The organism is Burkholderia pyrrocinia (assembly GCF_001028665.1).
In the GTDB taxonomy this organism is placed as follows: Bacteria; Pseudomonadota; Gammaproteobacteria; order Burkholderiales; family Burkholderiaceae; genus Burkholderia; species Burkholderia pyrrocinia.
Genome location: NZ_CP011504.1, coordinates 1,892,630 through 1,916,914, shown reverse-complemented (window position 1 = coordinate 1,916,914; position 24,285 = coordinate 1,892,630). Strand labels below are relative to the sequence as shown.

Genomic DNA, 24,285 nt, shown 5'->3' with positions numbered 1-24,285 from the left:
AACAACAGGATCTCTCATGAAAATCATCAACGCCAGGTTGCGCGGCCGTAGCGGCCTCTTCACGATCGACATCGATGCGGACACGATTCGCGGCATCGACCTCCAGCCGTCGCCGCTGGCGCTGCAAGGGGACGACGTCATCGACGCGGGCAGCAATCTCGTCATCCCGCCGCTGGTCGAACCGCATATCCACCTGGATGCGACGCTGACCGCCGGCGAACCCGAATGGAACATGAGCGGCACGCTGTTCGAAGGCATCGAGCGGTGGGGCCAGCGCAAGGCCACCATTACCCATGACGACACGAAAGCCCGCGCCCACACCACGATCGGGATGTTGCGCGACAACGGCATCCAGCACGTGCGCACGCATGTGGACGTCACCGATCACACGCTCGCCGCATTGAAGGCGATGCTCGAGGTCAGGGACGAGGCACGCGATCTCATCGACCTGCAGATCGTCGCGTTCCCTCAGGAGGGCATCGAGTCGTTCGAGAACGGAAGGGGGCTGATGGAGCGCGCGATCGACATGGGCGCCGACGTCGTCGGCGGCATTCCGCATTTCGAGAACACCCGCGACCAGGGCGTGAGCTCGATCAAGTTCCTGATGGATCTCGCGGAACGCAAGGGCTGCCTTGTCGATGTCCACTGCGACGAAACCGACGATCCGCATTCGCGCTTCCTGGAGGTGCTCGCCGAGGAAGCGCGGGTGCGCGGGATGGGCAAGCGCGTCACCGCGAGCCACACGACCGCGATGGGGTCCTACGACAACGCGTACTGTTCGAAGCTGTTCCGCTTGCTGAAGCGCTCGGAAATCCATTTCGTTTCGTGTCCGACCGAAAGCATTCACCTGCAGGGGCGTTTCGACACCTACCCGAAACGACGCGGCATCACGCGTGTGGCGGAACTCGATCGCGCCGGCATCAACGTGTGCTTCGGCCAGGATTCGATCAAGGATCCGTGGTACCCCGTCGGCAACGGCAACATCCTGCGCATCCTCGACGTCGGCCTGCACGTGTGCCACATGCTCGGTTATGAAGACCTGCAGCGATGCCTCGACTTCGTCACCGAGCACAGCGCACATGCGATGTCGCTGGGCGATCGTTACGGCATCGCCGTCGGGCGGCCGGCCAATCTGCTGATCCTCGACGCGGATGGCGACTATGAAGTGATACGCAAACAGGCAAAGGTGCGAACGTCGCTGCGCGCCGGGAAGGTCATCATGCAGCGCGCGCCCGAACGCATCACGTATCCTGAAGCGGGCACGCGTTGAGCGTGCGACGACTTTGGGCCGACATGCTTGTGGAAGCAAAGCGATGAACCCGTCCGGGCCGACTGCAGGAACGCCCGTCCGGCCCCACGGCCGGCGGGAAGCGCTGCGCGACACGCTCGAGGCGGCCATTCTCGCCGCGGCCGAAGCATCGTTTTCCACGTACGGATTCGAGGGGAGTTCCGTTGCGACGATCGCAGCGGCCGCCGGCTTGTCGAAGCAGAACCTGATGTACTACTTCCCCACCAAGCTGGCGCTCTACAAACGCGTGCTGGACGACGTATTGCGGGACTGGCTCGGCAGGATGCTGGAGTTTGCGGCGCCCGATCGCGAGCCCGCGGAAGCGATGTCGGCCTATATCCGGGCGAAACTCGAATTCTCCAGAAATCGCCCGCATGGATCGCGGGTGTTTGCGCTGGAGATCATCGGCGGGGCAAAGACCTACGGAAAGGAAATCCGCAAGCAACTGATTCCGGTGTTGCGCGACGACATCCGGGTGCTCGAACGCTGGATCGCGGAAGGCAAGGTCAGGCAGGTCGATGCGGAGCACCTGTTCTTCCTGATCTGGGCCGCCACGCAGGCGTATGCGGATTTCGCCCCCCAGATGCTGCTGGTGCTCGGCAAGCGCACGCTCGGAAGCGACGATTTCGACGCGGCTTACCGCACCATTTCGGACCTGGTGCTCAACGCGCTGATCACCGAAGACGGAATGACGGATTGACCGCCTCCGTGATCGCCATTCATGCACGGCGATCACGGAGGCGTGCCCTGCTACCCGGCGCCATCGGCGCTCGCCGGGGAAGCGCCGGGGACATTGCGATGCCGTGTGCGTGGTCGCCGTTCGCTCGCCCTACTGCGGCTCGCCGGCGACCCGCCGGTCAGTCTTCGTGCTTGTAGCGCTTCTTGTGCTTGTTGCCGTGGTAATGATCGTTGGAACGCGAGTTGTTGCGCGACACGTGGCCGCCCAGCGCCGCACCCGCGCCTCCGCCCACCGCGGCGCCGACGAGGCTGCCGGCCGTGCCGCCCATTGCGTTGCCCGCAGCGGCGCCCGCGCCGCCGCCCAGTGCGCCGCCGACGACAGCGCCCGTGCGTTCGCGCTTGTTCGACGTCACCGCACCGCCTGCACCACCGCCCACGGCGCCGCCGATGATGGCACCCGTGCTTCCGCCAACCGCGTTGCCGACCGCCGCGCCCGCGACGCCACCCAGCGCGCCGCCCAGTGCATTGTTCGTGTCGCCTGCCACGGCAGGCAACGACGCCACCGCCGTCGCACCGACCACCACTGCCATCCCGGCCAATTTCTTCAGCATCTGTCTGCCCTTTCCGCTTTATGAGATATCGATGGGCGAATTTAGCATCTTTCAGTTAAGCCCATCGTAATGAAGCGTTAAATCGGGCTTTCCTGGCCGGAACCGCCGCCGTGCCGAATCCGGCCGGCACGTTCGACCGCGCCACGACGCGACGGACGCTCTGCATCGGCTCCCCGGATTATCCCGCCGCGCTCTTCCTTCCCGCGCCCCCGATCCTGCATTACCATCGTGCGTCCGCCGCGCCTGCCCGCTTCCGGCAAGCGAGCCCAGCCACCTCCCCGTTTCGCACCGATGCTCGCCCTCGTCATCCTCGCCGGCCTCTGGGCCGGCCTGCAGAACACCCTCGCCGGCGGCGGCTCGTTCGTCACGCTGCCCGCGCTGATCGTGTCGGGCATGTCGCCGCTCGCGGCGAACATCACGTCGACGGTCGCGCTGTTTCCCGCGCAGGTCACGACCGGCTGGGCAAGCCGAAACATGGTGCGCGGAGCCGGCAAGCTGTCGTTTCGCGCGCTGTTCGCGATCAGCGTGGTCGGCGGCGCGCTCGGCGGGCTGCTGTTGTTGAAGACGCCTTCGTCGATCTTCTCGCGCCTCGTGCCGTGGCTCGTGCTGTTCGCGACGATCGTGTTCGCGTGGGGCAGCTTTTTCCGCAAGCCGAGCGAAGGCAAGGCGCACCTCGGCGCCGTGCCCGCCGCGATCTCGCAGTTCATGATCGCGATCTACGGCGGTTACTTCGGCGGCGGGCTCGGCTTCCTGATGATGGCGACGCTGACGATGGCCGGCCTGTCGCCGCGTCACGCGATGTCGACGAAGAACGCGCTCGCGGGCGTGATGAACGCGTCGGCCGTCGTGCTGTTCCTGACGTCGCCGCACCTGCACTGGGGCGCGGCGCTCGCGCTCGGCGGCGGTGCGATCGTCGGCGGGCTGCTCGGCACATGGGCGCTGCAGCGCGTGAACGAACGCGTGCTGCGGATCGGCATCGTCTGCATCGGGGCGGTGCTGACCGTCGGGTTGTTCGTCAAGCCGATCTGATCCACGCACACCGTTGCCGCCACCGCGGCAGTCAATCCGATTCATCGGCGGCGGCCCGGCACAAAGCGATCCTGCTCGGCGCAATCCTCCACGATTTCCTGCCGCGGCTGCCGGTCTGGGCCGGCGTGCCCGCTCAGCCGAACGGCCGCACGCCGATCAGCCAGCCGTGCAGGAACCCCGCGAACACGGCCCACACGACGAGCCCGGCCATGATCGCCACCGCGTCGCCCGGCAGGCCACCGGCCGGATAACGAACGCCGTCGCGGCGATCGCGCGTACGCGACACGACGAAATCGACGAGCGACCACACGAGGAACGCGCCGAACAGCACGACCGCGTGCACCGTGCCGTTCATGAGCAGGTGCGCAACCGCCCAGACCATCACGCCGGCCAGCATCGGGTGCCCGACGAGCGTCTTGATCCGGTTGCGCGGTACATACGATGCGGCGATCAGCACGAACGCGATCGCGGTCAACATGCCGGTGAGGTGGCGCACGCCGACGGGCGACACCCACAGTAGCGTCGCACTCTCGCGCGCGATCCCGTAGCCGCGGACGATCAGCACGAAGCCGACGATCGACGCGATCGCATAACCGGCCTTCCAGCCTTTCTCGCCGATTCGCGCGATCATCGCGGAGCGCCAGCCGTCGGCGATGATCCGGATCGAGTGCACACCGAGGAAGATCGCTAAACCGAGAATCAGGACGAGCATCGGCTGTCTCCGTCTGGAATGATGAGTGGGGAAGCGTCGCGCGCGGCGTACGATGCGCCGTTCGCGGGGCCGGCGGCGAGGCCGGCGCGGGTCGCGCCAGGCACGAGCGCGGTCCGCGCCGATCATAAACGCCGGGGCCGCCGTTGTGAAGCAGGCAGAAATCGCGAAGCCGTTGCTTCACGCGATCGACACTAGGATTTCTTACGTGTCGGCGACGATTTCGAAGCCGGTTTGGGTGCCGTTTCGGGAGACGGCTTTGCAGTCCGTTTCGATGCCGGTTTCGATTTCTGCCCCGTCGTCGGTTTCGACGCGGGTTTCGGCGCCGTCTTCGATGCCGGTTTCGGCGCAGGCTTCAACGCCGTCCCGGATGCCGTCTTCGGCGCCGCCCTCGCCTTGCGCTTCGGCGGCCCCGCCAGCAGCGCCGCGCGATACGCGCCGCGACACCAGTCGAACAGCGCGCCCGCATCCTCGAGCACGTCGGCCGGCGTCTCGTAGTAGCCCTCGAGCGCGATGGTGCGCGTGCGCCCCGAATACGAGAACGGCCCCATCCCCGCCGCGACAAACGCCGGACGGTTCACGTCGTCGACACGCAGGAACAGCGACCCGCGCGCCAGGAATCCGAACATCACGCCGTCGAGCCGCAGCGCGGCGCCGCTGAAGAACCGCGTGACGTCGATATGGCCGAGGCTCGCGATCTGGTACGCGATCTCCTCGCCGTGCGCCTTGTCCGCCTGCCAGCTCATCGGCCGCCCTTGACGCTCAGGCGGCGCCGATACAGCGCTGCGTCCATGCATCGAGCGCCGCGTCATCGAAGCCGACGGCCGCCGCGCTGTCGCGAATCTGCCGCCACGTCGCGCGATCGACCGGAATGCCGCCGGCGCCGCGTGCGGCGCGGCTCGCTTCCTCCGGCTCGCCGGGCACCTGCACCGGCGCGTCGCCGGCCTGCGGCGACGCCTTCGCCCACGCGACGAACGCATCGGCTTCGCGCTCGGCATCGGCCGCGTCGAATGCTTTCGGATCGATCAGCACCGACAGCATCCCGTTGACGATCGCGCTCGTCTTCTGCAGCGTGTCGCCGTACGTCGTATGCCCGCCGACGAGCGCGCCGCCGAAGATCTCGCACATCGCCGCCAGCGCATACCCCTTGTGCAGCCCGAACGGCAGCAACGCGCCGAACGGTTGCTCGTGCATCACGGCCGGATCGTCGGTCGGCTGGCCGCGATGGTCGATCAGCGACCCGGCCGGCACGTGCTTGCCCTGGTTGTACGCAACGCGCGTCTTGCCGTACGCGATCGCGCTCGTCGCGAAATCGAGCAGCAGCGGCGGCCGGCCCGCACGCGGATACGCGGCGCAGAACGGGTTGGTGCCGAAGCGCGGATCGGTGCCGTGCAGCGGCGCGACCAGCAGGTCGCCCGGCACGTTGACGAAATGGAACGACACGAGCCCCGAGCGTGCGCACTGCTCGGCCCAGTGCCCGATGCGGCCGAGGTGATGCACGTCGCGCAGCCCGATCGCGCAGATGCCCATGCGTCGCGTGCGCTCGATCCCCTCGACCATCGCCTCGAACCCGATCACCTGGCCGAAGCCGCGCCCGCCGTCGATCGTCAGCACCGCGCCGCCGTCGCGGACGATCGACGCGTGCCCGTTCAACTGCAACTGCCCTTCCCGCCACGATGCGACGTAGTTCGGAATCATCCCGATCCCGTGCGAATCGTGGCCCGCGAGATTCGCGCCGACCAGGTGATCGGCGACGAGCCGCGCCTCGCGCTCGCTGCTGCCGGCCCGTTCCCAGAGTGCCGCGACGAATGCATGCAGCGGTTCGGCGCGCATGCGCAGCGGTTCGGTGTCGGGTGTCGGCAGTGCGCTCATCGGCAGGATTCCGTCAGGTCGGATCGGGTCGGGCAATCGGGACGTCGAACGGTCGCGACGATCAGCGCGCGGTGGCGATCACGTCGGCAACCGCAGCCGTCAGCTTCTTCGCGTACGGCACGTGCAGGAACTCGTTCGGGCCGTGCGCGTTCGACTTCGGCCCGAGCACGCCGCACACCATGAACTGCGCGGACGGGAAGCCTTCCTGCAGCACGTTCATCAGCGGGATCGTGCCGCCGAGGCCCATGTACGCGCAGTCCGCGCCGAAGTGGCGGCGCGACGCGGCGTCGAGCGACGACGCGAGCCACGGCGCGAGATCCGGCGCGGCCCAGCCCGTCGCGGCGCCCGCGTCCGGCTTGAACGTGACCTTCGCGTTGTACGGCGGATCGAGTTCGAGCAGTTCCTTCAACTGCTGCACGGCCTGCGCGGCGTCGACGAGCGGCGGCAGGCGCAGCGACAGCTTGAACGCGGTGCGCGGACGCAGCACGTTGCCCGCATCGGCGAGCGCCGGCATGCCGGCCGCGCCCGTCACCGACAGCGACGGACGCCACGTCGAATTCAGCAGCGCCTCGCGCGGATCGGCCGTGGTCGGCAGCACCGGCTTGCCGTCCGCGCCGCACGCCCATGGCAGCCCCTTCCATACTGCATCGCCGAGGATCGCGGCGGCCGCATCGGCTTCGCGCACGCGGCTCGACGGGATCTCGCAATGGAACACGCCCGGCAGCAGGTTGCCGTTCTTCGCGTCCTCGAGACGCTCGAACAACTGGCGCATCACGCGGAAGCTCGACGGCGCGATACCGCCGTAGACACCCGAGTGGATGCCCTCTTCCAGCACCTCGACCTGCAGGTCGCCGGACACGAGGCCGCGCAGCGACGTGGTGAGCCACATCTGGTCGTAGTTGCCGGCGCCCGAATCGAGACACACGACGAGCGACACCTGGCCGAGCCGGTCGCGCAGCGCGTCGACATACGGCAGCAGGTCGTAGCTGCCCGATTCCTCGCAGGTCTCGATCAGCCCGACGCAGCGCGGCCGTTCGATGCCCTGCTCGTCGAGCGCGCCGAGCGCCGCGAGGCTCGCGTAGATCGCATAACCGTCGTCCGCGCCGCCGCGGCCGTACAGCTTGCCGTTCTCGAACTTCGGCGTCCACGGGCCGAGGTCCGCGCGCCAGCCGTCGAATTCGGGCTGCTTGTCGAGGTGGCCGTACAGCAGGATCGTGTCGGTGCTGCCCGAGCGCGTGGCCGGCGATTCGAAGAAGATCACCGGCGTGCGGCCCGGCAAGCGCACGATCTCGAGCTTCAGGCCCTTCACGGGCTGGCGTTCGGCCCACTGCGCGGCATCGGTGACGACGCGCTCGAGATAACCGCGCTTCTCCCAGTCGGGGTCGAACGCGGGGCTCTTCGCGGGAATCGCGATGTAGTCGGTCAGCGCGTGGAGGATTTCATCGTTCCACTTGCGCTCGATGAAGGTAACGAGCTTGTCATGGTCGAGGACGGGGGTAGTGTCGACGGAGGTCATGGTGGGGGGCCTGGATCGGGCTGACGAAAAACCAGATCATACGCCGTTGATCCGCCGTCCGCGCCCCCTTCCGCGCGCGTTCAGACCGCCTGCGGGAACGCGTCGCGCAGCCCCGCCGCGCATGCCAGCGCGTCGGACCACAGGCGCCGCGTCAGCTCGCCCGCCTCCTCCTCGCGCGCGAGCGCCGCGGCCTCGCCGGACCACAGCAGCGAGAAATCGTCGCGGCCCTGCCGCTCGAACGCGCCGCGCAGCGGATCGACCGCCGCGGTCGCGAGCGGGAACGCAGGTGCGAGCGCGCTCATCGGCCCCTGCTCGCGCATGAAACGCGTCAGCAGCCCGCGCGCGGGGCGGCCCGTGTACAGGTTGGTCACGCGCGTGCCGTCGTCGCGCGCTGCGCGTACCGCCGCGCGATGCTGCGCCGAACGGCCGGCCTGCGGCGTCAGCAGGTAGCCGGTGCCGATCTGCACCGCACGCGCGCCGAGCGCGAACGCGGCTGCGATGCCGCGCCCGTCGGCGATCGCGCCTGCCGCGATCACCGGTGCGCGCACCGCATCGACGATCTGCGGCAGCAACGCGAACAGGCCCGGTTGCGCGTGGATGTCGTCGGTCAGGAACATCCCGCGATGGCCGCCGGCCTCCGCGCCCTGCGCGACGATCGCGTCGACGCCGCGCGCATCGAGCCAGCGCGCTTCCTCGACGGTCGTCGCGGACGAAACGACCAGCGCACCGGTGCGTCGCACGCGGTCGAGCAGCATGTCGTGCGGCAGCCCGAAATGGAAGCTCGCGACGGCCGGCCGCAGTTCCTCGACGACTGCGCACATCGCATCGTCGAACGGCGCGCGGCCGGCGCCGCCCTTCACGTCGGCTGGATCGAGCCCGGCTTCCGCGTAGTAGCCGGCAAGCGCCGCGCGCCAGCGCGCGTCGACCTCGGCGTCGGGCGCCGGCGGCGTGTGGCAGAAGAAGTTCACGTTGAACGGCGCGGGCGTGCGCGCCCGGATCGCCGCGATCTCGTCGCGCAATTGCTGCGGGCCAAGTGCCGCGCACGCGAGCGAACCGAGCCCGCCGGCTTCGCACACCGCGATCGCGAGCGGGCTCAGCGAACCGACCATCGGGGCCTGGATCAGCGGCAAACGGGAAGGCAGCATCGTCATCGGAGTCCTTGTTCGGAGTTTTCGGAATGAGGGGCCATCGCAAGCGGCGGCCGTTCAGCCGGCCGGCTGCCCCGGCAACTGGCCGACCCACGCGACAAGCTGCGCTTCGCCTTCTTCGTCGAGCTTGCCGTTGAGCGCGCCGTACCACGGCGCAATTGCATCGGCCGGCTGCGTGGCCTTCAGGATCTCCAGGCTCTTCTCGAGGAACGTCGGAAAGAACGGAATGCCGCGCATGGTCAGGAACGTCGAATCGGTGATGCGCACCTGGCCGTACACGTCGCGCATCCACGCGATGTGCGGCAGCGCCTCGTGAAGATGGCCGCTTTGCATCAGCGCGGAGATGAAGTTCACGCGCGCGGCGACGTCCGACTGCTCGCGCGTTTCATGATTGACCTGGGCGGCCTTCTGCATCCACGCTTCGCCGCGCTCTACCTCACCGCACATCACCGACGTCGTCGCGAGCTGCACCGCGTTGTGCGCGCTCGGCTCCCGTTCGAACAACGCGAGCCAGTACGGGAAGGCATCGGTATACCGATGCATCACCGAATACGCGAGCGCACAAAGCCGCGCCGCATCGGCGAGACGCTCGGCGTACGGCGCGGCGCCCGCGATCGCGGCCTCGTGCCGGCCGGCCTGGTAGGCTGCCAGCGCGGACGCGAGTTCGGGCGCGATGTCGGGGCCGCTCTGTGCTTCCTGCGCATCCTGATCGCCGGTCGAAGGCACCTGAGCCGACGACGACGCTTCGTCGCGCGATTTCTTTCCGAACAGCTTTCCGAGCAAGCCCATGATGTTTTTTCCTTTTGTTGTCGTGCCCGAACGGCCCCGTTCGGCGCCCGTTATTATCTTCCGCCGCGATCCATCCCGCGCCGATACGCGGCCGGACTGGTCGCCGCGACGCGCCGGAAATGCCGGCGCAGCGATTCCTCCGAACCGAACCCCGCACGCGCCGCGACCTGCGCGAGCGACAGCGCGGGTTGCGCTTCGAGCATGTCCTTCGCGACGTTCACGCGTTCGCGGATCAGCCACGCGAGCGGCGACATCCCCGTCGCGTCCGCGAACTGGCGCTGCAGCGTGCGCGTGCTCATCGCGGCCTGCGCGGCGAGCGACGCGAGCGTGTGCGGCTCGGCCGCGTGCGCACGCATCCAGTCGATCAGCTTCGCGAGCCGGTCGCTGCCGCCCGGCGCAACCGGGCGCGGCACGAACTGCGCCTGGCCGCCGTCGCGATGCGGCGGCAGCACGAGGCGTTGCGCGACACGGTTCGCGATCGCGCCGCCGTGATCGCGGCGCACCAGATGCAGCAGCATGTCGAGCCCCGCCGCCGAACCGGCCGACGTGACGATCTGCCCTTCGTCGACGTACAGCGCATCGGGATTCACGCGCAGCGCCGGATAACGCGCCTGCAGGCGCTCCGCGTAACGCCAGTGCGTCGTCACGGTGAGCCCGTCGAGTACGCCGGCCGCCGCCAGCACGAACACGCCCGAACAGATCGAACAGAGCCGCGCGCCGCGCCGATGCGCGGCCCGCAGCTTCTTCAACAGCGGCTCGGGCGGCAGTTCTTCGGAATCGCGCCAGCCGGGAATCACGATGGTATCCGCGCGATCGAGCGTCGCGAGCCGGTACGGCGCGGCGACCGTGATGCCGCCCGCCGCGCGCACGGGCCCCGGCTCGCTCGCGCATACCGCGAAGCGATACCAGTCGACCCCGAGTTCGGGGCGTTCGAGTGCGAAAAATTCGACCACGCAGCCGAATTCGAACGTGCAGAGGCGATCGTAGGCGAGCGCGACGACGAGATGATTGTGCATGGCGCGATGTTACCGGAACTTGTCGATCGCGCCACTGCCGCGAACTGCGCCGAACCGCGATACTGCTCTCCATGCCGGCGCATTCCGCGCCCGTTCATCAAGGAGAGCCTGCCCATGTCCTTCGTCACCGACGTGCCCGCCGCCGACAGCCCCGCCGCCCTCGCGCATTTCGAGGCATCGCTGCGATTCGAGACCGATTGCTGGGACGTGCATGACACGCTTGCATCCGGCGCACCCGATTTCGTGCTGCTCGACGTGCGCGGCCCCGACCAGTTCGCCGCCGGCCACGTACCCGGCGCGCGCAACCTGCCGCGCCGCAAGATCGTCGCGGGCAAGCTCGCCGGCTATCCGGCCGGCACGCTGTTCGTCGTCTACTGCGCGGGCCCGCATTGCAACGGCGCCGCGCGTGCGGCGATCGAACTCGCACGCCTCGGCCGCCCCGTCAAGCTGATGATCGGCGGCGTGACGGGCTGGCTCGACGAAGGTTTCGCGCTGAGCAATGAACTGCAGCCCGCGGACGCCGAAGCCCGCTGATCGTTATTGAAAACGCAACAATCAATTGCCGGCACACGAATGGAAAAAGCGCGACAATCAGCCCCATTGCAGTTCGGACGGAGCAGCACCATGAACGATGCAGTCCTGATTCAAGTGGCCGGTTCAGTCGTTGCGATCGCGCTCTATTTCGTGCCGGCCGTCATTGCCGACCGGCGCGGCCGGCACGACAAGCTGACGATCGCGATGTTCAACGCGCTGTTCGGGTGGACCGGCATCGGCTGGCTGATGACGCTTTACTGGGCGTGCCAGCCGAATCCGCGCACCGATGTCGCGCAGACGATCCTTGCAAAGCGCCGCAGCATCAGCATGCGGACCTTCTCGACCGGTCTCGTCGAACGCGTGCAGCGCCGCGTCGCCGCCCAGGAGCAATGGGCGGAGAAGCAAGGCTGCCGTTAAGTCCCTCTTTTCCCTTCACCGTGCCGCGTCGAACGTCGGCATCCTGACGTTGGTCGACGCACGGTAATTCCACGTCAGCCCGCCGCGCGGCGGCCAGCCGCCCGCGCGCAACCACGCCGCAAACGCCCCCGCCGTCACCGCCCGTGCGATCCGCTCGCCCGGACACCCATGCGGCCCCGTGCCGAAGCCGAAATTCGTCCCGGCGGCGCGGCCGGGCATCAGCCGGTGCGGGTCGCGATGCACGGCCGGGTCGCGGTTCGCCGCGGCGAGCACGACCAGGATCGCGTCGCCGGCTTCGACGGTCACGCCTTCGATCGTCGTGCGCGACGCGACGAAGCGGCGCGTGTTCTGCACCGGCGCATCGAAGCGCCCGACTTCGGCGACGAACGCGTCGAGCGCGGCGTCGTCCGGCGCGACGCGCGCGGCTTCCGCTTCCCCGTTCCATGCCACCAGCGAGTTGCCGAGCCACGCGGCCGTCGCCTCGCAGGTCTGCGACAGCAACCCGACGAGATTCGCGACCAGCGCGCCGCTCGCGTGCCAGCCCGATGCGCGGGCCGCCTGCTGCACCGCGGCGACGAGCGTGCCGTCGTGCGCATGCGTCTGCGCGACGCGCTCGGTCATCCGGTCGAGCAATTGCCGCGCGCCGTCGCTCGCGCGGGCCAGCGCCGCGGCGTCCGACAGCGGCGACAGCGCGGCGACGAAGTCGACGACCCGCGCTGCAATATCGTCGAGCTGCGTCTCGTCGAAGCCGAGCAGATCGGCAACCGCGCAGACGGGCACCGTCATGCACCACGCATTCAGCGCGTCGGCATCGCCCGGCGCCGGCAACCGCCGTGCGGCAAGCTGCGCGGCGCGATCGCGCAGCTTGCCCGTGTCGACCGGCGCGAGCGCCGTGCGCAGCGCGTGCTTCGGCACGTCGTGCCGCGACGCGCCATCGTTCATGCGCACCAGCTCGCCGAACAGTGCGCCGGCCGTCGTGCCGCGCAACGCGGGCGGCACGGGCGCATCCAGCGGGCGCACGCGGCAGGCCGGATGGCCGAGCACGGCCGTCACGGCCGCCGCGCGGCTCGCGACCCACAGGCCGAGCGTGGCGTCGAACGCGAGCGGCGGCCCGTCGACGAGCGCCGCATAGTAGGGATAAGGATCGCGATGCGTGACCGCGGCAATGGGATCGTTCGGGTTCGAGTTCATGCGAACAGTATCGGTGCAATGCGCTGCCGCACGTTTCGGGCTCGCGTGAAATGTCGTCGCGCGGGCGCTGCGTATCGCATGCATTGCACGCACTGCAGTATCGCAACGACAGGCCGGCGTCAGGCAGCCGACCGGTAGCGGTGCGACTGCATGCGCATCCGGACGCGCCCGGCCGAAATCGCGCGCGGCTCCGGCACCACCGTGTCGTGATGGAACATTTCCTGCCGGAACTCGCCGTTTTCGTCGAACCACTGGCAGATCAGCCAGTCGGCGTCGTCGAACACGACCGGCCCGGCATAGGTGACGGTCATGCGCGGCCCGCCCGTTTTCAGCGTCACGACATCGCCGACGCGAAACCTGACGCGCTGATTTTCTCGGATCGTCATCGCTCTCTCGGTTTTTATATATTGAATATATTGATATTCCCGGCGGCCCGCACAACCGGTCATTTGAATATGCCGCAGATTATCAATCAAAAAAATAACCGGCAACTCCCGCACACGAAAAATCGTCGATCGGGAAAATGCAACAATGCGCGGCACCGGTGCGTGAGGCGGGCAGCCCGATCGCCAGAACCGGCGCGGCTTGGCGCCGGTTCCGGCCGAGCCGGCAGAATGCGGAGAATAAACGATGGTTTTCGCGTCGTCATCGGCGTTTAAACCGGACGCGACATCCGTTGATTATTGTCAATCAATATTTCGACTGGAAACGATCCCACGTTTTATTTGTTGTCATTCTCCGAACGAAACCGGCGAATTATCGGGCGCCGCAAACCAGCGATTGATATCGCGCCCCGGCACGGCCGCCTGCGTGAACGTGAACGTGCCGTCGCGCGCCATCTCCGTCGCGGCGCGCAGGAACGCGCCGAGCGCGGCCCGCGCCAGCGCGCCGCCGACGCTGACGCGCTTCACGCCGAGCGCCGCCAGCTCGTCGAGGCTCAGCAACCCGCCCTGCAGCCCCATCACGACGTTGACGGGCGCGCCGACCGCCTGCGTCACCGCCGCGATCTCGGCGGCGTCCGTAATGCCCGGCGCGTAGAGCACGTCGGCGCCCGCGTCTCGATAGGCGACCAGCCGCGCGATCGTGTCGGCGAGGTCGCGGCGGCCGTGCAGGTAGTTTTCGCAACGCGCGGTCAGCGTGAACGGAAACGGCAGCGCACGCGCCGCGTCGACCGCCGCCGCGATGCGCTCGACCGCCGCGTCGCGTGCGTAGATCGGCGCATCGGCGCGGCCCGTCGCATCCTCGATCGAGCCGCCGACGGCGCCGGCCTCGGCCGCCAGCCGGATCGTTTCGGCCACCGTGTCGGGCGCGTCGCCGAAACCGTTCTCGAGATCGGCGCTCACCGGCAGACCGCCCGCGGCAACCAGATCGGCGATGTGATCGAGCATGGCGTCGCGGTCGATCGCGTTGTCGGGCTGCCCTTTCGAGAATGCATAGCCGGCACTCGTGGTGGCGAGCGCCTCGAAACCGGCCATCGCGAGCAGGCGGGCGGTGCCGGCGTCCCACGGGTTCGGGATGATGAAGGCGCCGGGGCGCGTGTGCAGCGAGCGGAAAGCTTCGGCGTGGCGGGCTTGAAGGTCGGAACGGGTCATCGCGGACTCCCGGAAAGTGTTGACGGGTGAGCTTACGCCGGTCGTGCGCGCGACGTTTCAGCGATGGCCGAAATGTCGCCGCGCGACAGGAAAAAGGTGGCGGCGCGCCGGCGAGCGGCAGCGAGCGGGCAGGCACCGCTGCCAGACCGCTGCCAGACCGCTCAGCCCTCTGCCAGACCGCTTTCGTTCACGTCGATGCGGGCTGCCCGCCGTCGATGCCGAGCAACGCGTCGGCGACGGCCTCGGAGAACTGCATCGCGCGACCGTCGATCAGCACGCGAGTTTCTTCGTCAGGAAAATCCGCGTGTGCCCGACCGGATAATCCGGCAGTTCGCCGAAGCGGACATAGCCGCGTTTCTCGTAGAAAGGCCGCGCCTGGAAGTCGAACGTATCGAGCCACGCGCTGTGGCATCCGCGTGCGACGGCCTCCGCTTCGGCCAGATCCATGATGCGCGTGCCGGTGCCCCGGCCGCGCGCTTCCTCCGGCACCACGAGCAGGTCGACGTGCAGCCAGCCGAACACCGTGCCGCCCCACAGGCCGCCGACCACCGCGCCTTCAGCGTCGGTCACGATCACGGCCAGCGGGCGAAAGTCGGCCGGGCCGGCCTGGCGTTCGTTGAATCGGACGAGCGGCGCGACGATCTGCTTGCGCACGTTCGCGTCGCCCGCGTCGGTCACCTCGTATGTGAACGTCATCGGTTGCGTCGGATTGAATCGTGAATGACGGACGGCCGAAGCCGCACGTGCCGCATCAGACGACGTAAGCGCCCTTCGCATGCAGCTCCGCTTCGGTGCGCTCCAGTGCCGCGATCGCATCGCTGCCTTCGAGCGCGAGCAACTGCGCGACCAGCGCCTCGGCCATCGCATGCGCGGCCACCAGCGACGGAAAGAACGACGGGCTGTCGTGCGTGAAGATCAGTTGCGCGTCCGCGTGCAGTGCAATCGGCGACACCGCGCTGTCGGTGATCGCGACGATCCGGCTGCCCTGCGCCTTCGCCGCCTGCGCGACGCGCGTCGCTTCCGCCGAATACGGCGCGAAGCTGACGACCACGGTCACGCTCTGCTTCGCGATCGTCCGCAGCTCCATTTCGAGCGAACCGGCGACGCCGTTGAGCAGCGACACGGTCGGACGGAACAGCCGGTAGCCGTACACGAAACCGAACGCGACCGGATAACACGAGCGGAACCCCGCGACATGCACGTGCGACGCCTTGCGGATCAGCCTGGCTGCATCAGCGAGCGCGTGCTCGTTCTGCGCGGCGGTGGCCGACAGGTTGTGCTGCTGCGCGGCAAGCAGGTCGTGCGCGAGCGACGCCTTCGCATCGGGCCGCACGAGCGAGCGCGCACGCTGCGTGAGCGGCTCGGGACGCGTGCGCACGCGCGCGACGCACAGGTCGCGCAGCTCGTTCCAGCCGGGGAAACCGAATTGCTGCGCGAGCCGCACGAGCGACGCAGGCTGCACCTGCGCGCGCTGCGCGACCTTGCGCATCGACGAGGTGGCGACTTCGTCGGGATGATCGAGCAGGAATGCGGCGCCCGCCTGGAATTGCGGGCTCAGCTCGGAAAATTGCGCCCGGATCCGGGACGCGAGTTCGTCGAAATTGGCGGCCATCTTGGTGGGAACGGGAACCGGTCGTCCATGGTATCACCGGCCCCGCACGCACCGGTCAGTGCAGCACTTCGACGTGGTCGGCATCGACCTTCACCTTGCCCGACCATTTGCGCTCGAATTCGCCGGTCAGCTTCACTTCGCTCTTGTCGCTGACGGGCTGGCCGGCCGCCCACAGCTTGTTGTCGATCTCGACGCGGATCGTGCCGGTCGCGTCGGCGAACTCGTAGTCCTCGCCGCCGGCATGCTTGACGATGCGCCCCTGCAACTGCACGTGCTGATCGTCCTTGCCGTTCGCAAGCAGTTCCTTCACGGTCGTCGTGGTCAGCGCGGACGGCCCGGTATATTCCGCGTAGACGGCGGCAGGCAGCACGGCGAGCGCGACAGCCAGGATTCTCGTCAGGTGTTTCATGATCTCGTTCCTCCTTGTTTGATGGTGCGCCGCGCTCTCGTTGAACGCGACGGCCCGAGATTACGGAGCGTAAGATTAAGCAAACCTGAAGGCCGTCCGAAGCGGCGCGCTGCCGCATCGGTCCGGTGCGCCAACGCACAGAAGCGCCCGTGTTTAAGCTCCCGCTAAGGCACGCCCGCTTATCATTAGGGTCTGTTTACATATGGAACGTGCATGCGTTGCCACGAGAACGGCCGCTCGCGAGGCGCGCGACGCTGCGAATACTGGACGTATTCGCAAGGAGCGCAACGCGGCGAGCGGCCGTTCTCGTGGCAACCCCAAATTAAAAAATTCATGTCACGGGAATGCCCGAAATCGCCCGTATGGCGGCGTCGCTCGTCGCTTGTTTGGCGCGGCCAAACGGCGCTTCTCGCTCCTTGCCCTACGAGCGATTTCGGGCATTCGCATGTACGTTCCATATGTAAACAGACCCTAAAACCCCGGGCGCCCGGCGCCCTGTTGAAGAGACACGAATCCATGCGCGTACTGCTCGTCGAGGACGATCCGCTGATCGGCAGCGGGCTCGAACAGGGCCTCAAACAGGAAGGCTTCGCGGTCGACTGGGTGAAGGACGGCGACGCCGCGTCGCTCGCGCTGCGCTCGACCGGCTACGGCCTGCTGCTGCTCGATCTCGGGCTGCCGAACCGCGACGGCCTGTCGGTGCTCGCCGCGCTGCGCCGCCGCGACGAAACCCTGCCCGCGATCATCATCACCGCGCGCGACGGCGTGCCGGACCGCATCGCCGGCCTCGACAGCGGCGCGGACGACTACCTCGTCAAGCCGTTCGAACTCGACGAACTGCTCGCCCGCATCCGCGCGGTCAACCGCCGCCATGCGGGCCGCGCGCAGACGACGCTCGCGATCGGCCCGCTGCGGCTCGATCCCGTCAAGCACCTCGTCTGGCTCGACGACGACGAAGTGCCGCTGTCGCCGAAGGAGTTCGTGCTGCTGCACGAACTGATGCGCGAACCGGGTGCGGTGATTTCGCGCGAGCAGTTCGAGGAGCGGCTGTACAGCTGGGGCGAGGAAATCGAAAGCAATGCGGTGCAGGTCCACATCCACAACCTGCGCAAGAAGCTCGGCCACGACATGATCCGCACGGTGCGCGGCGTCGGCTACCGGATCGGTGACGGCGCATGACGGGCGTGCAACGCGCGATTGCGCGCTGGCGCAACACGTCGCTGCGGCGGCGCCTGCTGATGTGGCTGCTGCCGGCCGCGTGCGTGATCGGCCTGGTCGCGAGCGCGGGCACCTACTGGGGCGCGCTGCGCGAACTCGACGACCTGCTCGACGACCAGATGCGCAGCATGTCGAAGCAGATCGTCGTCGGCCCGAACGGCGAGCTGTCGTTCAGCAACCGCGCGAACGGCAAGCACCGCTTCGAGGCAAGCGATCCCGATGCCGTGCTGCTGCAGGTCTGGCGCAACGGCACGCTCGTGTATTCGACCGACCGCGATTCGACGCTGCCGCCGCCCGCGCAGAAGGGCATCGCGAGCGTCGACGTCGGCGGCCAGCCGTGGCGCACTTACGTGACCGAGCGCGGCGGCACGACGATCCGGCTCGCGCAGGCGCGGCATGCGCGATGGGAAGCGATCGCGGGCATCGCCGTGCACCTGCTGTGGCCGGTGTTCTCGATGCTGCCGGTGCTGGCGATCGGTCTGTGGTTCGGCATCGGCGCGGGGCTGCGACCGCTGCGCACGATCGCATCCGGCCTGAAGCGCAGGAATGCGAACAACCTTGAACCGGTCGACGTCGCCTCGATGCCGAACGAAGTCCGGCCGCTCGCCGAAGCGATCAACGACCTGCTCGCGCGACTCGACCGCTCGTTCACGCTGCAGCGGCACTTCATCGCCGATGCCGCGCACGAGCTGCGCACGCCGATCATGGGGCTGTCGATCCAGTCGAATTTGCTGCGGCGCGCGGCGACCGCCGAAGAGCGCGAGCGCATCCTTGCGCAAATCCATGCAGGCACGACGCGCCTCGGCCACCTCGCCGAACAGTTGCTGACGCTCGCGCGTCTCGAACCCGATGCGCAAGCGGCCACGTCCGCATCTGCGCCCGTCGATCTCGCCGCGCTGTGCCGGTCGGTGGTCGCGGACCGAGCGCGTGTCGCCGACGCGCACCGGATCGATCTCGGCGCGATCGTCGCCGCGCCCGTGATGGCCGCGGGCAATCTCGACACGCTGCGCGTGCTGCTGAACAATCTCGTCGACAACGCGATCCGCTATGCGGGCGACGGCGCGCGCGTCGACGTGTCCGCGCACATCGACGGCACGTCGCCCGTGCTCGAAGTCGCCGACGACGGCCCCGGGATCCCGGAAGCCGAGCGCACCGACGTGTGGGAGCGCTTCTATCGCGGCGAGGGTGCGCAGGCGGTCACGTCGTCGGGTAGCGGGCTCGGGCTGTCGATCGTCAAGCGGATCGCCGAACAGCATCGCGCGACGGTCGCGCTCGGCACCACGCGCGGCGGACGCGGGCTCACTGTCACGGTGCGCTTTCCTGCACCAGCCTGATGCGCGCGTGACAGGCAGCTTGTCCACAGATTATGTTGGCAAGCTTGTGGACAACCTTCCATTAACGGCACCAAGCCATTGATCGGAAAGGGTTTGTCAGGCGTGCGCGGCAAATGCGCCATGCGGCCGCGAATACGCGCATGCGCGCCGCCGCCACACCCTCGACCCAATTGACATGGACGATCCGCTCGACCCGCAGGCCGGTCGAGGTTTCGAGGACGCTGGCGCACTTCTCCACGTAGCAATACAGAAGACCCGGCGGATGGTCGTCCGGCTTGGGTCGGGTTCGGTCCTCTTCATGAACGATCACGTTCGATGACGCACACACTTATTTGACAACCAGTTGTCGTTTGCGTAAAGTAGTTGTCAATTCATCACGTTTATTGGGTATGACGAAATCCGCGAAGTTGACCGCCGTCGCGCTGTCCGTATTCCGGTTGAACGGCCTGCTGATCGAATGGGGCAATGCCTTTGCCGGGCCGCACGGCTTGACCAGTGCGCGCTGGCAGGTGCTGGGCGCCATCTCGATGGCGCCGGAACCTCCGAACATCCCTCAGATTGCCGGTGCGATGGGCATCACGCGGCAGGCCGTGCTGAAACAGATCAACGTGCTGGTCGACGATGGGCTGGTCCGGTCGCTGCCCAACCCGGCGCACAAGCGCTCGCCGCTGTATGCGCTGACACCACGCGGCGATACGGCCTATCAGGCCGTGGTCGGGCAATGGCAACAGCACGTTCGCGACATCGCTGGCGACTTCAGTTCGGCCGACCTGGATGCGGCGATTCGCGTTCTGTCGGCAATGTCGAGCGCGCATGGCCAGGATGGCCACGCGTGATCACGCGGTTAACCCACGACCCACAGGAGTTCCCATGTCCCAGTTCAAACCGATGGATCCGAACTTTCCGATCCAGCAGCAGCTCGGCATCGCCGCGGAGCCGGTCGTTCTCGTCAACGTGTTCACGCTGGATCCCGCGGACGAAGCGGACTTTCTGGCCGTGTGGAAGGACGACGCCGAATTCATGAAACGGCAGCCGGGATTCATCTCGACGCAGCTTCATCGCGCGCTCGGCGACAGTCCGACTTACCTGAACCACGCGATCTGGGAATCGACTCACGCGTTTCGCGCGGCGTTCACGCATCCCGAGTTCGTCGCCAAGCTCTCGGCCTATCCGTCGTCCGCCGTAGCCAGCCCGCACCTGTTCCAGAAAGTCGGCGTGACCGGTATCTGCACGGCGTGAGCGCCCGCGCGAATCGAGGCAACACGTGGCATCGGTCGGTGTCGTGCCCGCCGATCGCGAACGCGCAGTTCTCCACAGAAAATGTTGGCAAGCTTGTGGATATCCTGCGCACCGCAACGCTAAACCCTTGATCCGATGGACTTTGGCACGCGTGATGCAGACGAGGCGCGCGCGACGACCTTTGCGCGTGCCGCTTCGCCGCACTTCGCATCACGACGCCACGACGGCGCACAACACGATCGTTGCACGCGTGCCGCATAACTTACCCACAGATTTTGTTGGCAAGCTTGTGGATATCCTGCGCAAGCATGCGCTAACTCGTTGATCGGCCAATGGTTCATGCGCCGCGTCACCGTTTCGGCAACGCGACGCGCGAGCCTGCGCCGATACGGACGATCCGGCGCCACAGTAGTGCGCCACCCGCGCCTTGACGCTCGCGCCCGCCACGCGTCACTATCACGCGAGCCGCACGCAGCCGCGCATCGCCGGACTCGCGCGTCGGCGCAACGGGCCGGCCGTTCGCCGGCACCGCATCACGACATCTCACTCCGAGGAAGGCCATGGAACACTTCACCGCGTGGCAGTTGCTCGTCTCGCTCGTGCTTGTCGCCGTCGTCGTCTATCCGTATGTCCGCATCGTCCGGCGCACCGGGCATTCGGGCTGGTGGATCCTGACGATGTTCGTCCCGGTCCTGAACTTCATCATGTTGTGGGTGTTCGCGTTCGCGCGCTGGCCCACCGTCGACGATCGGCAAGGCTGACTGCCGGGGCGACGGACGAACAGGCTTGTCCACAGATTTTGTTGGCAAGCATGTGGATAGCCTGCGCATACCGCAGCCAAGCACTTGATCCGTAAGACTTTGTCCGCGCCGCTTCAAACGCGGCACGACGGCGTGAATCACGACGAACGCGGCCGCTCGCAGGCTTGTCCACAATTTTTGTTGGCAAGCATGTGGATATCCTGAGCATGCGTGCGCTAAGTCGTTGATCGCACAACGTTTGGCCGCGCGGGTCACGACTGCGGCACGGCGTGCGTGCGCATCCCGTCGCGCACGCCGCACCGCCCTGCTCAACCGAGCGCCTCGACCACGACGCGCGCGACGTCGGCGATCACATCTTCCTTCGGCCGCGCATCGGCATGCGCCTGCGTGTAGTACACGACCAGCACGATCGGCGCACGCGACGGCGACCACACGACGCCCGCGTCGTTCGTCGTCCCGTAGTCGCCGGTGCCCGTCTTGTCGCCGACCGTCCACCCTGCCGGCACGCCCGCGCGAATCCGCTTGTCGCCGACCTTGTTGCCGCGCAGCCAGGCAACGAGCTGCGCACGCTGCGCGGCCGGCAACGCATCGCCGAGCGTCAGCACGCGCATGCTGGCGGCCATCGCGGCGGGCGTCGTCGTGTCGCGCAGGTCGCCCGGCAATGCGGTATTCAGTTCGGTCTCCCATCGATCGAGCCGGAACGTGCTGTCGCCGATCGAGCGCGCGTATGCAGTCACCGCCGACGGGCCGCCGATCAGCTTCATCAGCAGATTCGCGGCCGCGTTGTCGCTGTACTGGATCGTGGCCTCGCACAATTCGGCGACCGTCATGCCCGTGTCGACATGCTTTCCCGTCACCGGCGAATAGTTGACGAGATCGGCCTTTCCGTACGTCACGCGCTGTTGCAGCAATCCCGGACGCGCGACGCTCTGCGCGAGCACCGCCGCACTCAGCATCGCCTTGAACGTGCTGCAGAACGGGAAGCGCTCGTCGGCGCGATGCTCGACGCGCCGGCCGCTCGCGGCGTCGATCGCACACACGCCGAGACGGCCGCCCGCGTCGCGTTCGAGTTGGGCAAACGTCGCCGCGGCCGCCACGGCTGCCACGTCCGGCATCGCGGCCTCGTCCGGCGCGGCGGTCTGCGACGACGCGCACGCGGTGACGGTCAGGACGAGCGGCGCCGTCGCGGCGGCCAGCAACAGGGTTCGACGTTTCGATGAGTAGGTCATGTCGGTTGTCTCGTGATGGAATGGACGCGAAATGGTGTTGGTGTTGAAAACGGCCGGCCGCCGAGACAGCACTATCGGGACTTTACGGTTGCCTGACAAGCAACGATAATTGAGCGCTGACGAAAGAAAATCTTATGACGACGCTCCGCCCTCATCTTCCGCTCAATGCGCTGCGCGCGTTCGAATCGTCTGCGCGCCACCTGAACTTCACGCGCGCCGGCCTCGAGCTGAGCGTGACCCAGGCCGCGGTCAGCCAGCAGGTGCGCTCGCTCGAGGAACGGCTCGGTTGCACGCTGTTCACGCGGTTGCCGCGCGGGCTCGGGCTCACCGACGAAGGGCGCGCGCTGCTGCCCGTGTTGAGCGATGCGTTCAGCCGCATCGAGACGGTGCTCAAGCAGTTCGACGGCGGGCGATTCCGCGAGGTGCTGACGCTCGGCGTCGTCGGCACCTTTGCCATAGGCTGGCTAATGCCGCGGCTGAAACAGTTCAGCGACACGCACCCATTCGTCGAGCTGCGGCTGCGGACCAACAACAACGTCGTCGACCTCGCCGCCGAGGGTCTCGACTTCGCGATCCGCTTCGGGGAAGGCAACTGGCCGGCGACGCGCAACGAGCGCCTGCTCGATGCGCCGCTCACCGCGCTGTGCGCGCCGGACATCGCGCGGCGCCTCGCGCAGCCGGCGGATCTCGCCAATGAAACGCTGCTGCGCTCCTACCGCACCGACGAATGGCTCGGCTGGTTCGACGCCGCGCAACTCGAACCGTGGGCGGTCAACGGGCCCGTGTTCGATTCGTCGCGGCTGATGGTCGAGGCCGCGATGCAGGGCGCGGGCGTCGCGCTTGCGCCGGCCTGCATGTTCGCGCGCGAACTGCAGCTCGGCCTGCTCGCGCGGCCGCTCGACATCGACGTGCGCGCCGGCGGCTACTGGCTCACGTCGCTGAAGTCGAAACCGCTCACGCCCGCGATGACGCTCTTTCGCGACTGGATCGCGGCCGAGGCGGCCGACACGGCGCCGGCCGCGTAACGAGGCTGCGCTTGTCCACAGAAAGTGTTGGCAAGGATGTGGATATCCTGGGTACCCGGGACCTAAGCCCTTGATCGCGCACGAATTACCGTGGCGATGCACACATCGGGCAGCCCGTGCGCACGGGCCTCACACGCCGATCGCATTCAGGCCGAATCCTCAACCAATGCGACGCAATCGATTGCAAGTTGTCCACAGATTTTGTTGGCAAGCCTGTGGATATCCGTCAGATCAGGCGCGTAACATCTTGATACACAAGGGGATTCGATACAAGGACCTTGACCGGTCAACGGTGCGGCACCGCAACGGCATTCGAACCGCGCACCGGGCACGCGCCGCGCACCCTGCCCAAGGCCGGCCGGTTCTCCACAGATTGTGTTGGCAAGCTTGTGGATATCCTGCGCATCGGCGGCCTAACTCATTGAGCGCAAGGGGTTTTGTGCTTCGTCTGCAGAATCGGGCAGCGCCGGCGCCGCCCGTGCGGCGGGCGCCGGCGCAATCCGTGCGTCAATGCCGGTCGAGCCCGCCGCGCAATTCGCTCGCCTTGTCGCGCAGCGCCTGGTAGCCCGAGCGCGCATGCTCGGGCAGGTCGGGATCGCCGATCAGTGCGCCGAGCGTTTCGATCAGGCTGAACAGGATGCCCTTCGCCGCGCCGACCGCGATGCTCTGCGATTCGATCGACTTGTGCAGGTGGTCGACCGCCGCTTCCAGATTCTCGAGCTTCTGCTCGCCGTCGTCGGGCCGGTTGTCGGTCGTCATCGTCTACCTCCGCCATCGTTCAAGGGTCATGTCACGATTCTATGCCGCTGCGCGCGAACGTGGCGCGACATCGCGCAACGTTCGCGCCGCGCCAGGGCCTGTTCCCGCTAATAACGGGCTTGCGCTGGCCCCCAGAAGGGCCGAGCGCAAGGACTGCGACGAAGCGAATACTCGACGTATTCGCAAGGAGCATGACGCGGCGATCGGCCCTTCTGGGGGCCAGCCCCACGAATGATTTTTTCCAAACAGGGGAACGTGCGTTGCCGGCCGCATTGCGGCGTCGCGCGTCGCTTGTTTGGCTCGGCCAAA

27 protein-coding genes are annotated in these 24,285 nt (G+C 67.5%); 11 read left to right on the top strand and 16 right to left on the bottom strand.

The features are described from left to right. Positions 1-16 precede the first annotated feature (16 nt). Together codA and ABD05_RS24745 are read left to right on the top strand one after the other, a co-directional pair. Entirely contained in the window at positions 17-1,270 is a 1,254-nt protein-coding gene (codA, locus tag ABD05_RS24750; protein ID WP_047902664.1) for a cytosine deaminase, read from the top strand. 43 nt (positions 1,271-1,313) lie between these two features. Beyond that, positions 1,314-1,988, top strand: coding sequence for a TetR/AcrR family transcriptional regulator (locus ABD05_RS24745; RefSeq protein WP_047902663.1), 675 nt, complete (start codon positions 1,314-1,316; stop codon positions 1,986-1,988). A 157-nt stretch (positions 1,989-2,145) separates the two neighbouring features. Here the strand turns inward: ABD05_RS24745 and ABD05_RS24740 are convergent, their stop codons facing one another. Beyond that, positions 2,146-2,577 (bottom strand): hypothetical protein, encoded by a 432-nt coding sequence (locus ABD05_RS24740; protein ID WP_047902662.1) that lies wholly within the window; start codon positions 2,575-2,577, stop codon positions 2,146-2,148. A 291-nt stretch (positions 2,578-2,868) separates the two neighbouring features. Between ABD05_RS24740 and ABD05_RS24735 the strand changes: the two genes are divergently transcribed. After that, on the top strand, positions 2,869-3,606 hold the full coding sequence (locus ABD05_RS24735) for a sulfite exporter TauE/SafE family protein (protein WP_047902661.1): 738 nt from the start codon (positions 2,869-2,871) through the stop codon (positions 3,604-3,606). A gap of 133 nt (positions 3,607-3,739) precedes the next feature. Here the strand turns inward: ABD05_RS24735 and ABD05_RS24730 are convergent, their stop codons facing one another. The 7 genes from ABD05_RS24730 to ftrA all read right to left on the bottom strand — a co-directional run bounded on the left by ABD05_RS24730 (position 3,740) and on the right by ftrA (position 10,656). Then, positions 3,740-4,318: an NnrU family protein gene (locus ABD05_RS24730; protein ID WP_047902660.1), complete on the bottom strand. Its 579-nt coding sequence runs from the start codon at positions 4,316-4,318 to the stop codon at positions 3,740-3,742. 191 nt (positions 4,319-4,509) lie between these two features. Beyond that, complete coding sequence (locus ABD05_RS24725; protein WP_047902659.1) at positions 4,510-5,061, bottom strand: TfoX/Sxy family protein; 552 nt, start codon at positions 5,059-5,061, stop codon at positions 4,510-4,512. A 16-nt stretch (positions 5,062-5,077) separates the two neighbouring features. Beyond that, complete coding sequence (locus ABD05_RS24720) at positions 5,078-6,187, bottom strand: malate/lactate/ureidoglycolate dehydrogenase (RefSeq protein ID WP_047902658.1); 1,110 nt, start codon at positions 6,185-6,187, stop codon at positions 5,078-5,080. Between the two features lie 61 nt (positions 6,188-6,248). Next, positions 6,249-7,703 carry a M20 family metallopeptidase gene (locus tag ABD05_RS24715; protein ID WP_047902657.1) on the bottom strand — a complete coding sequence of 485 codons (1,455 nt, stop codon included), beginning with the start codon at positions 7,701-7,703 and terminating at the stop codon, positions 6,249-6,251. Positions 7,704-7,783: 80 nt separating this feature from the next. Then, on the bottom strand, positions 7,784-8,854 hold the full coding sequence (locus ABD05_RS24710; RefSeq protein WP_047902656.1) for an NAD(P)H-dependent flavin oxidoreductase: 1,071 nt from the start codon (positions 8,852-8,854) through the stop codon (positions 7,784-7,786). A gap of 54 nt (positions 8,855-8,908) precedes the next feature. Continuing rightward, positions 8,909-9,640 carry a hypothetical protein gene (locus ABD05_RS24705; protein ID WP_047902655.1) on the bottom strand — a complete coding sequence of 244 codons (732 nt, stop codon included), beginning with the start codon at positions 9,638-9,640 and terminating at the stop codon, positions 8,909-8,911. A gap of 53 nt (positions 9,641-9,693) precedes the next feature. Beyond that, positions 9,694-10,656 carry a transcriptional regulator FtrA gene (gene ftrA / locus ABD05_RS24700; protein ID WP_047902654.1) on the bottom strand — a complete coding sequence of 321 codons (963 nt, stop codon included), beginning with the start codon at positions 10,654-10,656 and terminating at the stop codon, positions 9,694-9,696. 114 nt (positions 10,657-10,770) lie between these two features. Between ftrA and ABD05_RS24695 the strand changes: the two genes are divergently transcribed. Together ABD05_RS24695 and ABD05_RS24690 are read left to right on the top strand one after the other, a co-directional pair. After that, a complete protein-coding gene (locus ABD05_RS24695) occupies positions 10,771-11,190 on the top strand; it encodes a rhodanese-like domain-containing protein (RefSeq protein WP_047902653.1) in 420 nt (139 codons plus the stop codon). A gap of 90 nt (positions 11,191-11,280) precedes the next feature. Continuing rightward, a complete protein-coding gene (locus tag ABD05_RS24690; RefSeq protein ID WP_047902652.1) occupies positions 11,281-11,607 on the top strand; it encodes a superinfection immunity protein in 327 nt (108 codons plus the stop codon). 15 nt (positions 11,608-11,622) lie between these two features. On the opposite strand, the gene ABD05_RS24685 is transcribed toward ABD05_RS24690, so the two are convergent. From ABD05_RS24685 to ABD05_RS24660, 6 genes are all read right to left on the bottom strand, one after another. Continuing rightward, on the bottom strand, positions 11,623-12,798 hold the full coding sequence (locus ABD05_RS24685; RefSeq protein ID WP_047902651.1) for a cytochrome P450: 1,176 nt from the start codon (positions 12,796-12,798) through the stop codon (positions 11,623-11,625). 119 nt (positions 12,799-12,917) lie between these two features. Continuing rightward, positions 12,918-13,184 (bottom strand): YodC family protein, encoded by a 267-nt coding sequence (locus tag ABD05_RS24680; protein ID WP_047902650.1) that lies wholly within the window; start codon positions 13,182-13,184, stop codon positions 12,918-12,920. 345 nt (positions 13,185-13,529) lie between these two features. After that, complete coding sequence (locus ABD05_RS24675) at positions 13,530-14,390, bottom strand: isocitrate lyase/PEP mutase family protein (RefSeq protein ID WP_047902649.1); 861 nt, start codon at positions 14,388-14,390, stop codon at positions 13,530-13,532. Between the two features lie 270 nt (positions 14,391-14,660). Continuing rightward, a complete protein-coding gene (locus ABD05_RS24670) occupies positions 14,661-15,086 on the bottom strand; it encodes a GNAT family N-acetyltransferase (protein ID WP_047902648.1) in 426 nt (141 codons plus the stop codon). A 55-nt stretch (positions 15,087-15,141) separates the two neighbouring features. Beyond that, positions 15,142-16,002 (bottom strand): MurR/RpiR family transcriptional regulator, encoded by an 861-nt coding sequence (locus tag ABD05_RS24665; protein WP_047902647.1) that lies wholly within the window; start codon positions 16,000-16,002, stop codon positions 15,142-15,144. Between the two features lie 55 nt (positions 16,003-16,057). Continuing rightward, the gene (locus ABD05_RS24660) at positions 16,058-16,411 is read right to left on the bottom strand and encodes a YgiW/YdeI family stress tolerance OB fold protein (RefSeq protein ID WP_047902646.1); all 354 of its coding nucleotides are present in this window, start codon (positions 16,409-16,411) and stop codon (positions 16,058-16,060) included. Between the two features lie 516 nt (positions 16,412-16,927). On the opposite strand from ABD05_RS24660, the gene ABD05_RS24655 reads away from it, so the two are divergent. From ABD05_RS24655 to ABD05_RS24635, 5 genes are all read left to right on the top strand, one after another. Further along, positions 16,928-17,590 carry a response regulator gene (locus ABD05_RS24655; RefSeq protein WP_047902645.1) on the top strand — a complete coding sequence of 221 codons (663 nt, stop codon included), beginning with the start codon at positions 16,928-16,930 and terminating at the stop codon, positions 17,588-17,590. Then, positions 17,587-18,963: an ATP-binding protein gene (locus ABD05_RS24650; RefSeq protein ID WP_047902644.1), complete on the top strand. Its 1,377-nt coding sequence runs from the start codon at positions 17,587-17,589 to the stop codon at positions 18,961-18,963. The genes ABD05_RS24655 and ABD05_RS24650 overlap by 4 nt, the downstream gene beginning before the upstream one ends. Positions 18,964-19,352: 389 nt before the next feature. Then, positions 19,353-19,799, top strand: a complete 447-nt coding sequence (locus tag ABD05_RS24645) for a MarR family winged helix-turn-helix transcriptional regulator (RefSeq protein WP_047902643.1) — start codon at positions 19,353-19,355, stop codon at positions 19,797-19,799. A gap of 34 nt (positions 19,800-19,833) precedes the next feature. Next, positions 19,834-20,202 carry an antibiotic biosynthesis monooxygenase family protein gene (locus tag ABD05_RS24640; protein ID WP_047902642.1) on the top strand — a complete coding sequence of 123 codons (369 nt, stop codon included), beginning with the start codon at positions 19,834-19,836 and terminating at the stop codon, positions 20,200-20,202. Between the two features lie 560 nt (positions 20,203-20,762). Further along, positions 20,763-20,963 carry a DUF805 domain-containing protein gene (locus tag ABD05_RS24635; protein ID WP_047902641.1) on the top strand — a complete coding sequence of 67 codons (201 nt, stop codon included), beginning with the start codon at positions 20,763-20,765 and terminating at the stop codon, positions 20,961-20,963. 308 nt (positions 20,964-21,271) lie between these two features. On the opposite strand, the gene blaPEN-bcc is transcribed toward ABD05_RS24635, so the two are convergent. Then, entirely contained in the window at positions 21,272-22,192 is a 921-nt protein-coding gene (blaPEN-bcc, locus tag ABD05_RS24630; RefSeq protein WP_047902640.1) for a PEN family class A beta-lactamase, Bcc-type, read from the bottom strand. Positions 22,193-22,326: 134 nt separating this feature from the next. On the opposite strand from blaPEN-bcc, the gene penR reads away from it, so the two are divergent. Further along, complete coding sequence (penR, locus tag ABD05_RS24625) at positions 22,327-23,217, top strand: beta-lactamase transcriptional regulator PenR (RefSeq protein ID WP_047902639.1); 891 nt, start codon at positions 22,327-22,329, stop codon at positions 23,215-23,217. A gap of 507 nt (positions 23,218-23,724) precedes the next feature. Here the strand turns inward: penR and ABD05_RS24620 are convergent. After that, positions 23,725-23,976 (bottom strand): hypothetical protein, encoded by a 252-nt coding sequence (locus ABD05_RS24620; RefSeq protein ID WP_047902638.1) that lies wholly within the window; start codon positions 23,974-23,976, stop codon positions 23,725-23,727. Positions 23,977-24,285: the final 309 nt, after the last annotated feature.

What these genes read in the sequence shown, in the direction of transcription:
- codA (WP_047902664.1), top strand. Translation starts at nt 17, where the DNA reads ATGAAAATCATCAACGCCAGGTTGCGCGGCCGTAGCGGCCTCTTCACG.
- ABD05_RS24745 (WP_047902663.1), top strand. Translation starts at nt 1,314, where the DNA reads ATGAACCCGTCCGGGCCGACTGCAGGAACGCCCGTCCGGCCCCACGGC.
- ABD05_RS24740 (WP_047902662.1), bottom strand. Translation starts at nt 2,577, where the DNA reads ATGCTGAAGAAATTGGCCGGGATGGCAGTGGTGGTCGGTGCGACGGCG.
- ABD05_RS24735 (WP_047902661.1), top strand. Translation starts at nt 2,869, where the DNA reads ATGCTCGCCCTCGTCATCCTCGCCGGCCTCTGGGCCGGCCTGCAGAAC.
- ABD05_RS24730 (WP_047902660.1), bottom strand. Translation starts at nt 4,318, where the DNA reads ATGCTCGTCCTGATTCTCGGTTTAGCGATCTTCCTCGGTGTGCACTCG.
- ABD05_RS24725 (WP_047902659.1), bottom strand. Translation starts at nt 5,061, where the DNA reads ATGAGCTGGCAGGCGGACAAGGCGCACGGCGAGGAGATCGCGTACCAG.
- ABD05_RS24720 (WP_047902658.1), bottom strand. Translation starts at nt 6,187, where the DNA reads ATGAGCGCACTGCCGACACCCGACACCGAACCGCTGCGCATGCGCGCC.
- ABD05_RS24715 (WP_047902657.1), bottom strand. Translation starts at nt 7,703, where the DNA reads ATGACCTCCGTCGACACTACCCCCGTCCTCGACCATGACAAGCTCGTT.
- ABD05_RS24710 (WP_047902656.1), bottom strand. Translation starts at nt 8,854, where the DNA reads ATGACGATGCTGCCTTCCCGTTTGCCGCTGATCCAGGCCCCGATGGTC.
- ABD05_RS24705 (WP_047902655.1), bottom strand. Translation starts at nt 9,640, where the DNA reads ATGGGCTTGCTCGGAAAGCTGTTCGGAAAGAAATCGCGCGACGAAGCG.
- ftrA (WP_047902654.1), bottom strand. Translation starts at nt 10,656, where the DNA reads ATGCACAATCATCTCGTCGTCGCGCTCGCCTACGATCGCCTCTGCACG.
- ABD05_RS24695 (WP_047902653.1), top strand. Translation starts at nt 10,771, where the DNA reads ATGTCCTTCGTCACCGACGTGCCCGCCGCCGACAGCCCCGCCGCCCTC.
- ABD05_RS24690 (WP_047902652.1), top strand. Translation starts at nt 11,281, where the DNA reads ATGAACGATGCAGTCCTGATTCAAGTGGCCGGTTCAGTCGTTGCGATC.
- ABD05_RS24685 (WP_047902651.1), bottom strand. Translation starts at nt 12,798, where the DNA reads ATGAACTCGAACCCGAACGATCCCATTGCCGCGGTCACGCATCGCGAT.
- ABD05_RS24680 (WP_047902650.1), bottom strand. Translation starts at nt 13,184, where the DNA reads ATGACGATCCGAGAAAATCAGCGCGTCAGGTTTCGCGTCGGCGATGTC.
- ABD05_RS24675 (WP_047902649.1), bottom strand. Translation starts at nt 14,390, where the DNA reads ATGACCCGTTCCGACCTTCAAGCCCGCCACGCCGAAGCTTTCCGCTCG.
- ABD05_RS24670 (WP_047902648.1), bottom strand. Translation starts at nt 15,086, where the DNA reads ATGACGTTCACATACGAGGTGACCGACGCGGGCGACGCGAACGTGCGC.
- ABD05_RS24665 (WP_047902647.1), bottom strand. Translation starts at nt 16,002, where the DNA reads ATGGCCGCCAATTTCGACGAACTCGCGTCCCGGATCCGGGCGCAATTT.
- ABD05_RS24660 (WP_047902646.1), bottom strand. Translation starts at nt 16,411, where the DNA reads ATGAAACACCTGACGAGAATCCTGGCTGTCGCGCTCGCCGTGCTGCCT.
- ABD05_RS24655 (WP_047902645.1), top strand. Translation starts at nt 16,928, where the DNA reads ATGCGCGTACTGCTCGTCGAGGACGATCCGCTGATCGGCAGCGGGCTC.
- ABD05_RS24650 (WP_047902644.1), top strand. Translation starts at nt 17,587, where the DNA reads ATGACGGGCGTGCAACGCGCGATTGCGCGCTGGCGCAACACGTCGCTG.
- ABD05_RS24645 (WP_047902643.1), top strand. Translation starts at nt 19,353, where the DNA reads ATGACGAAATCCGCGAAGTTGACCGCCGTCGCGCTGTCCGTATTCCGG.
- ABD05_RS24640 (WP_047902642.1), top strand. Translation starts at nt 19,834, where the DNA reads ATGTCCCAGTTCAAACCGATGGATCCGAACTTTCCGATCCAGCAGCAG.
- ABD05_RS24635 (WP_047902641.1), top strand. Translation starts at nt 20,763, where the DNA reads ATGGAACACTTCACCGCGTGGCAGTTGCTCGTCTCGCTCGTGCTTGTC.
- blaPEN-bcc (WP_047902640.1), bottom strand. Translation starts at nt 22,192, where the DNA reads ATGACCTACTCATCGAAACGTCGAACCCTGTTGCTGGCCGCCGCGACG.
- penR (WP_047902639.1), top strand. Translation starts at nt 22,327, where the DNA reads ATGACGACGCTCCGCCCTCATCTTCCGCTCAATGCGCTGCGCGCGTTC.
- ABD05_RS24620 (WP_047902638.1), bottom strand. Translation starts at nt 23,976, where the DNA reads ATGACGACCGACAACCGGCCCGACGACGGCGAGCAGAAGCTCGAGAAT.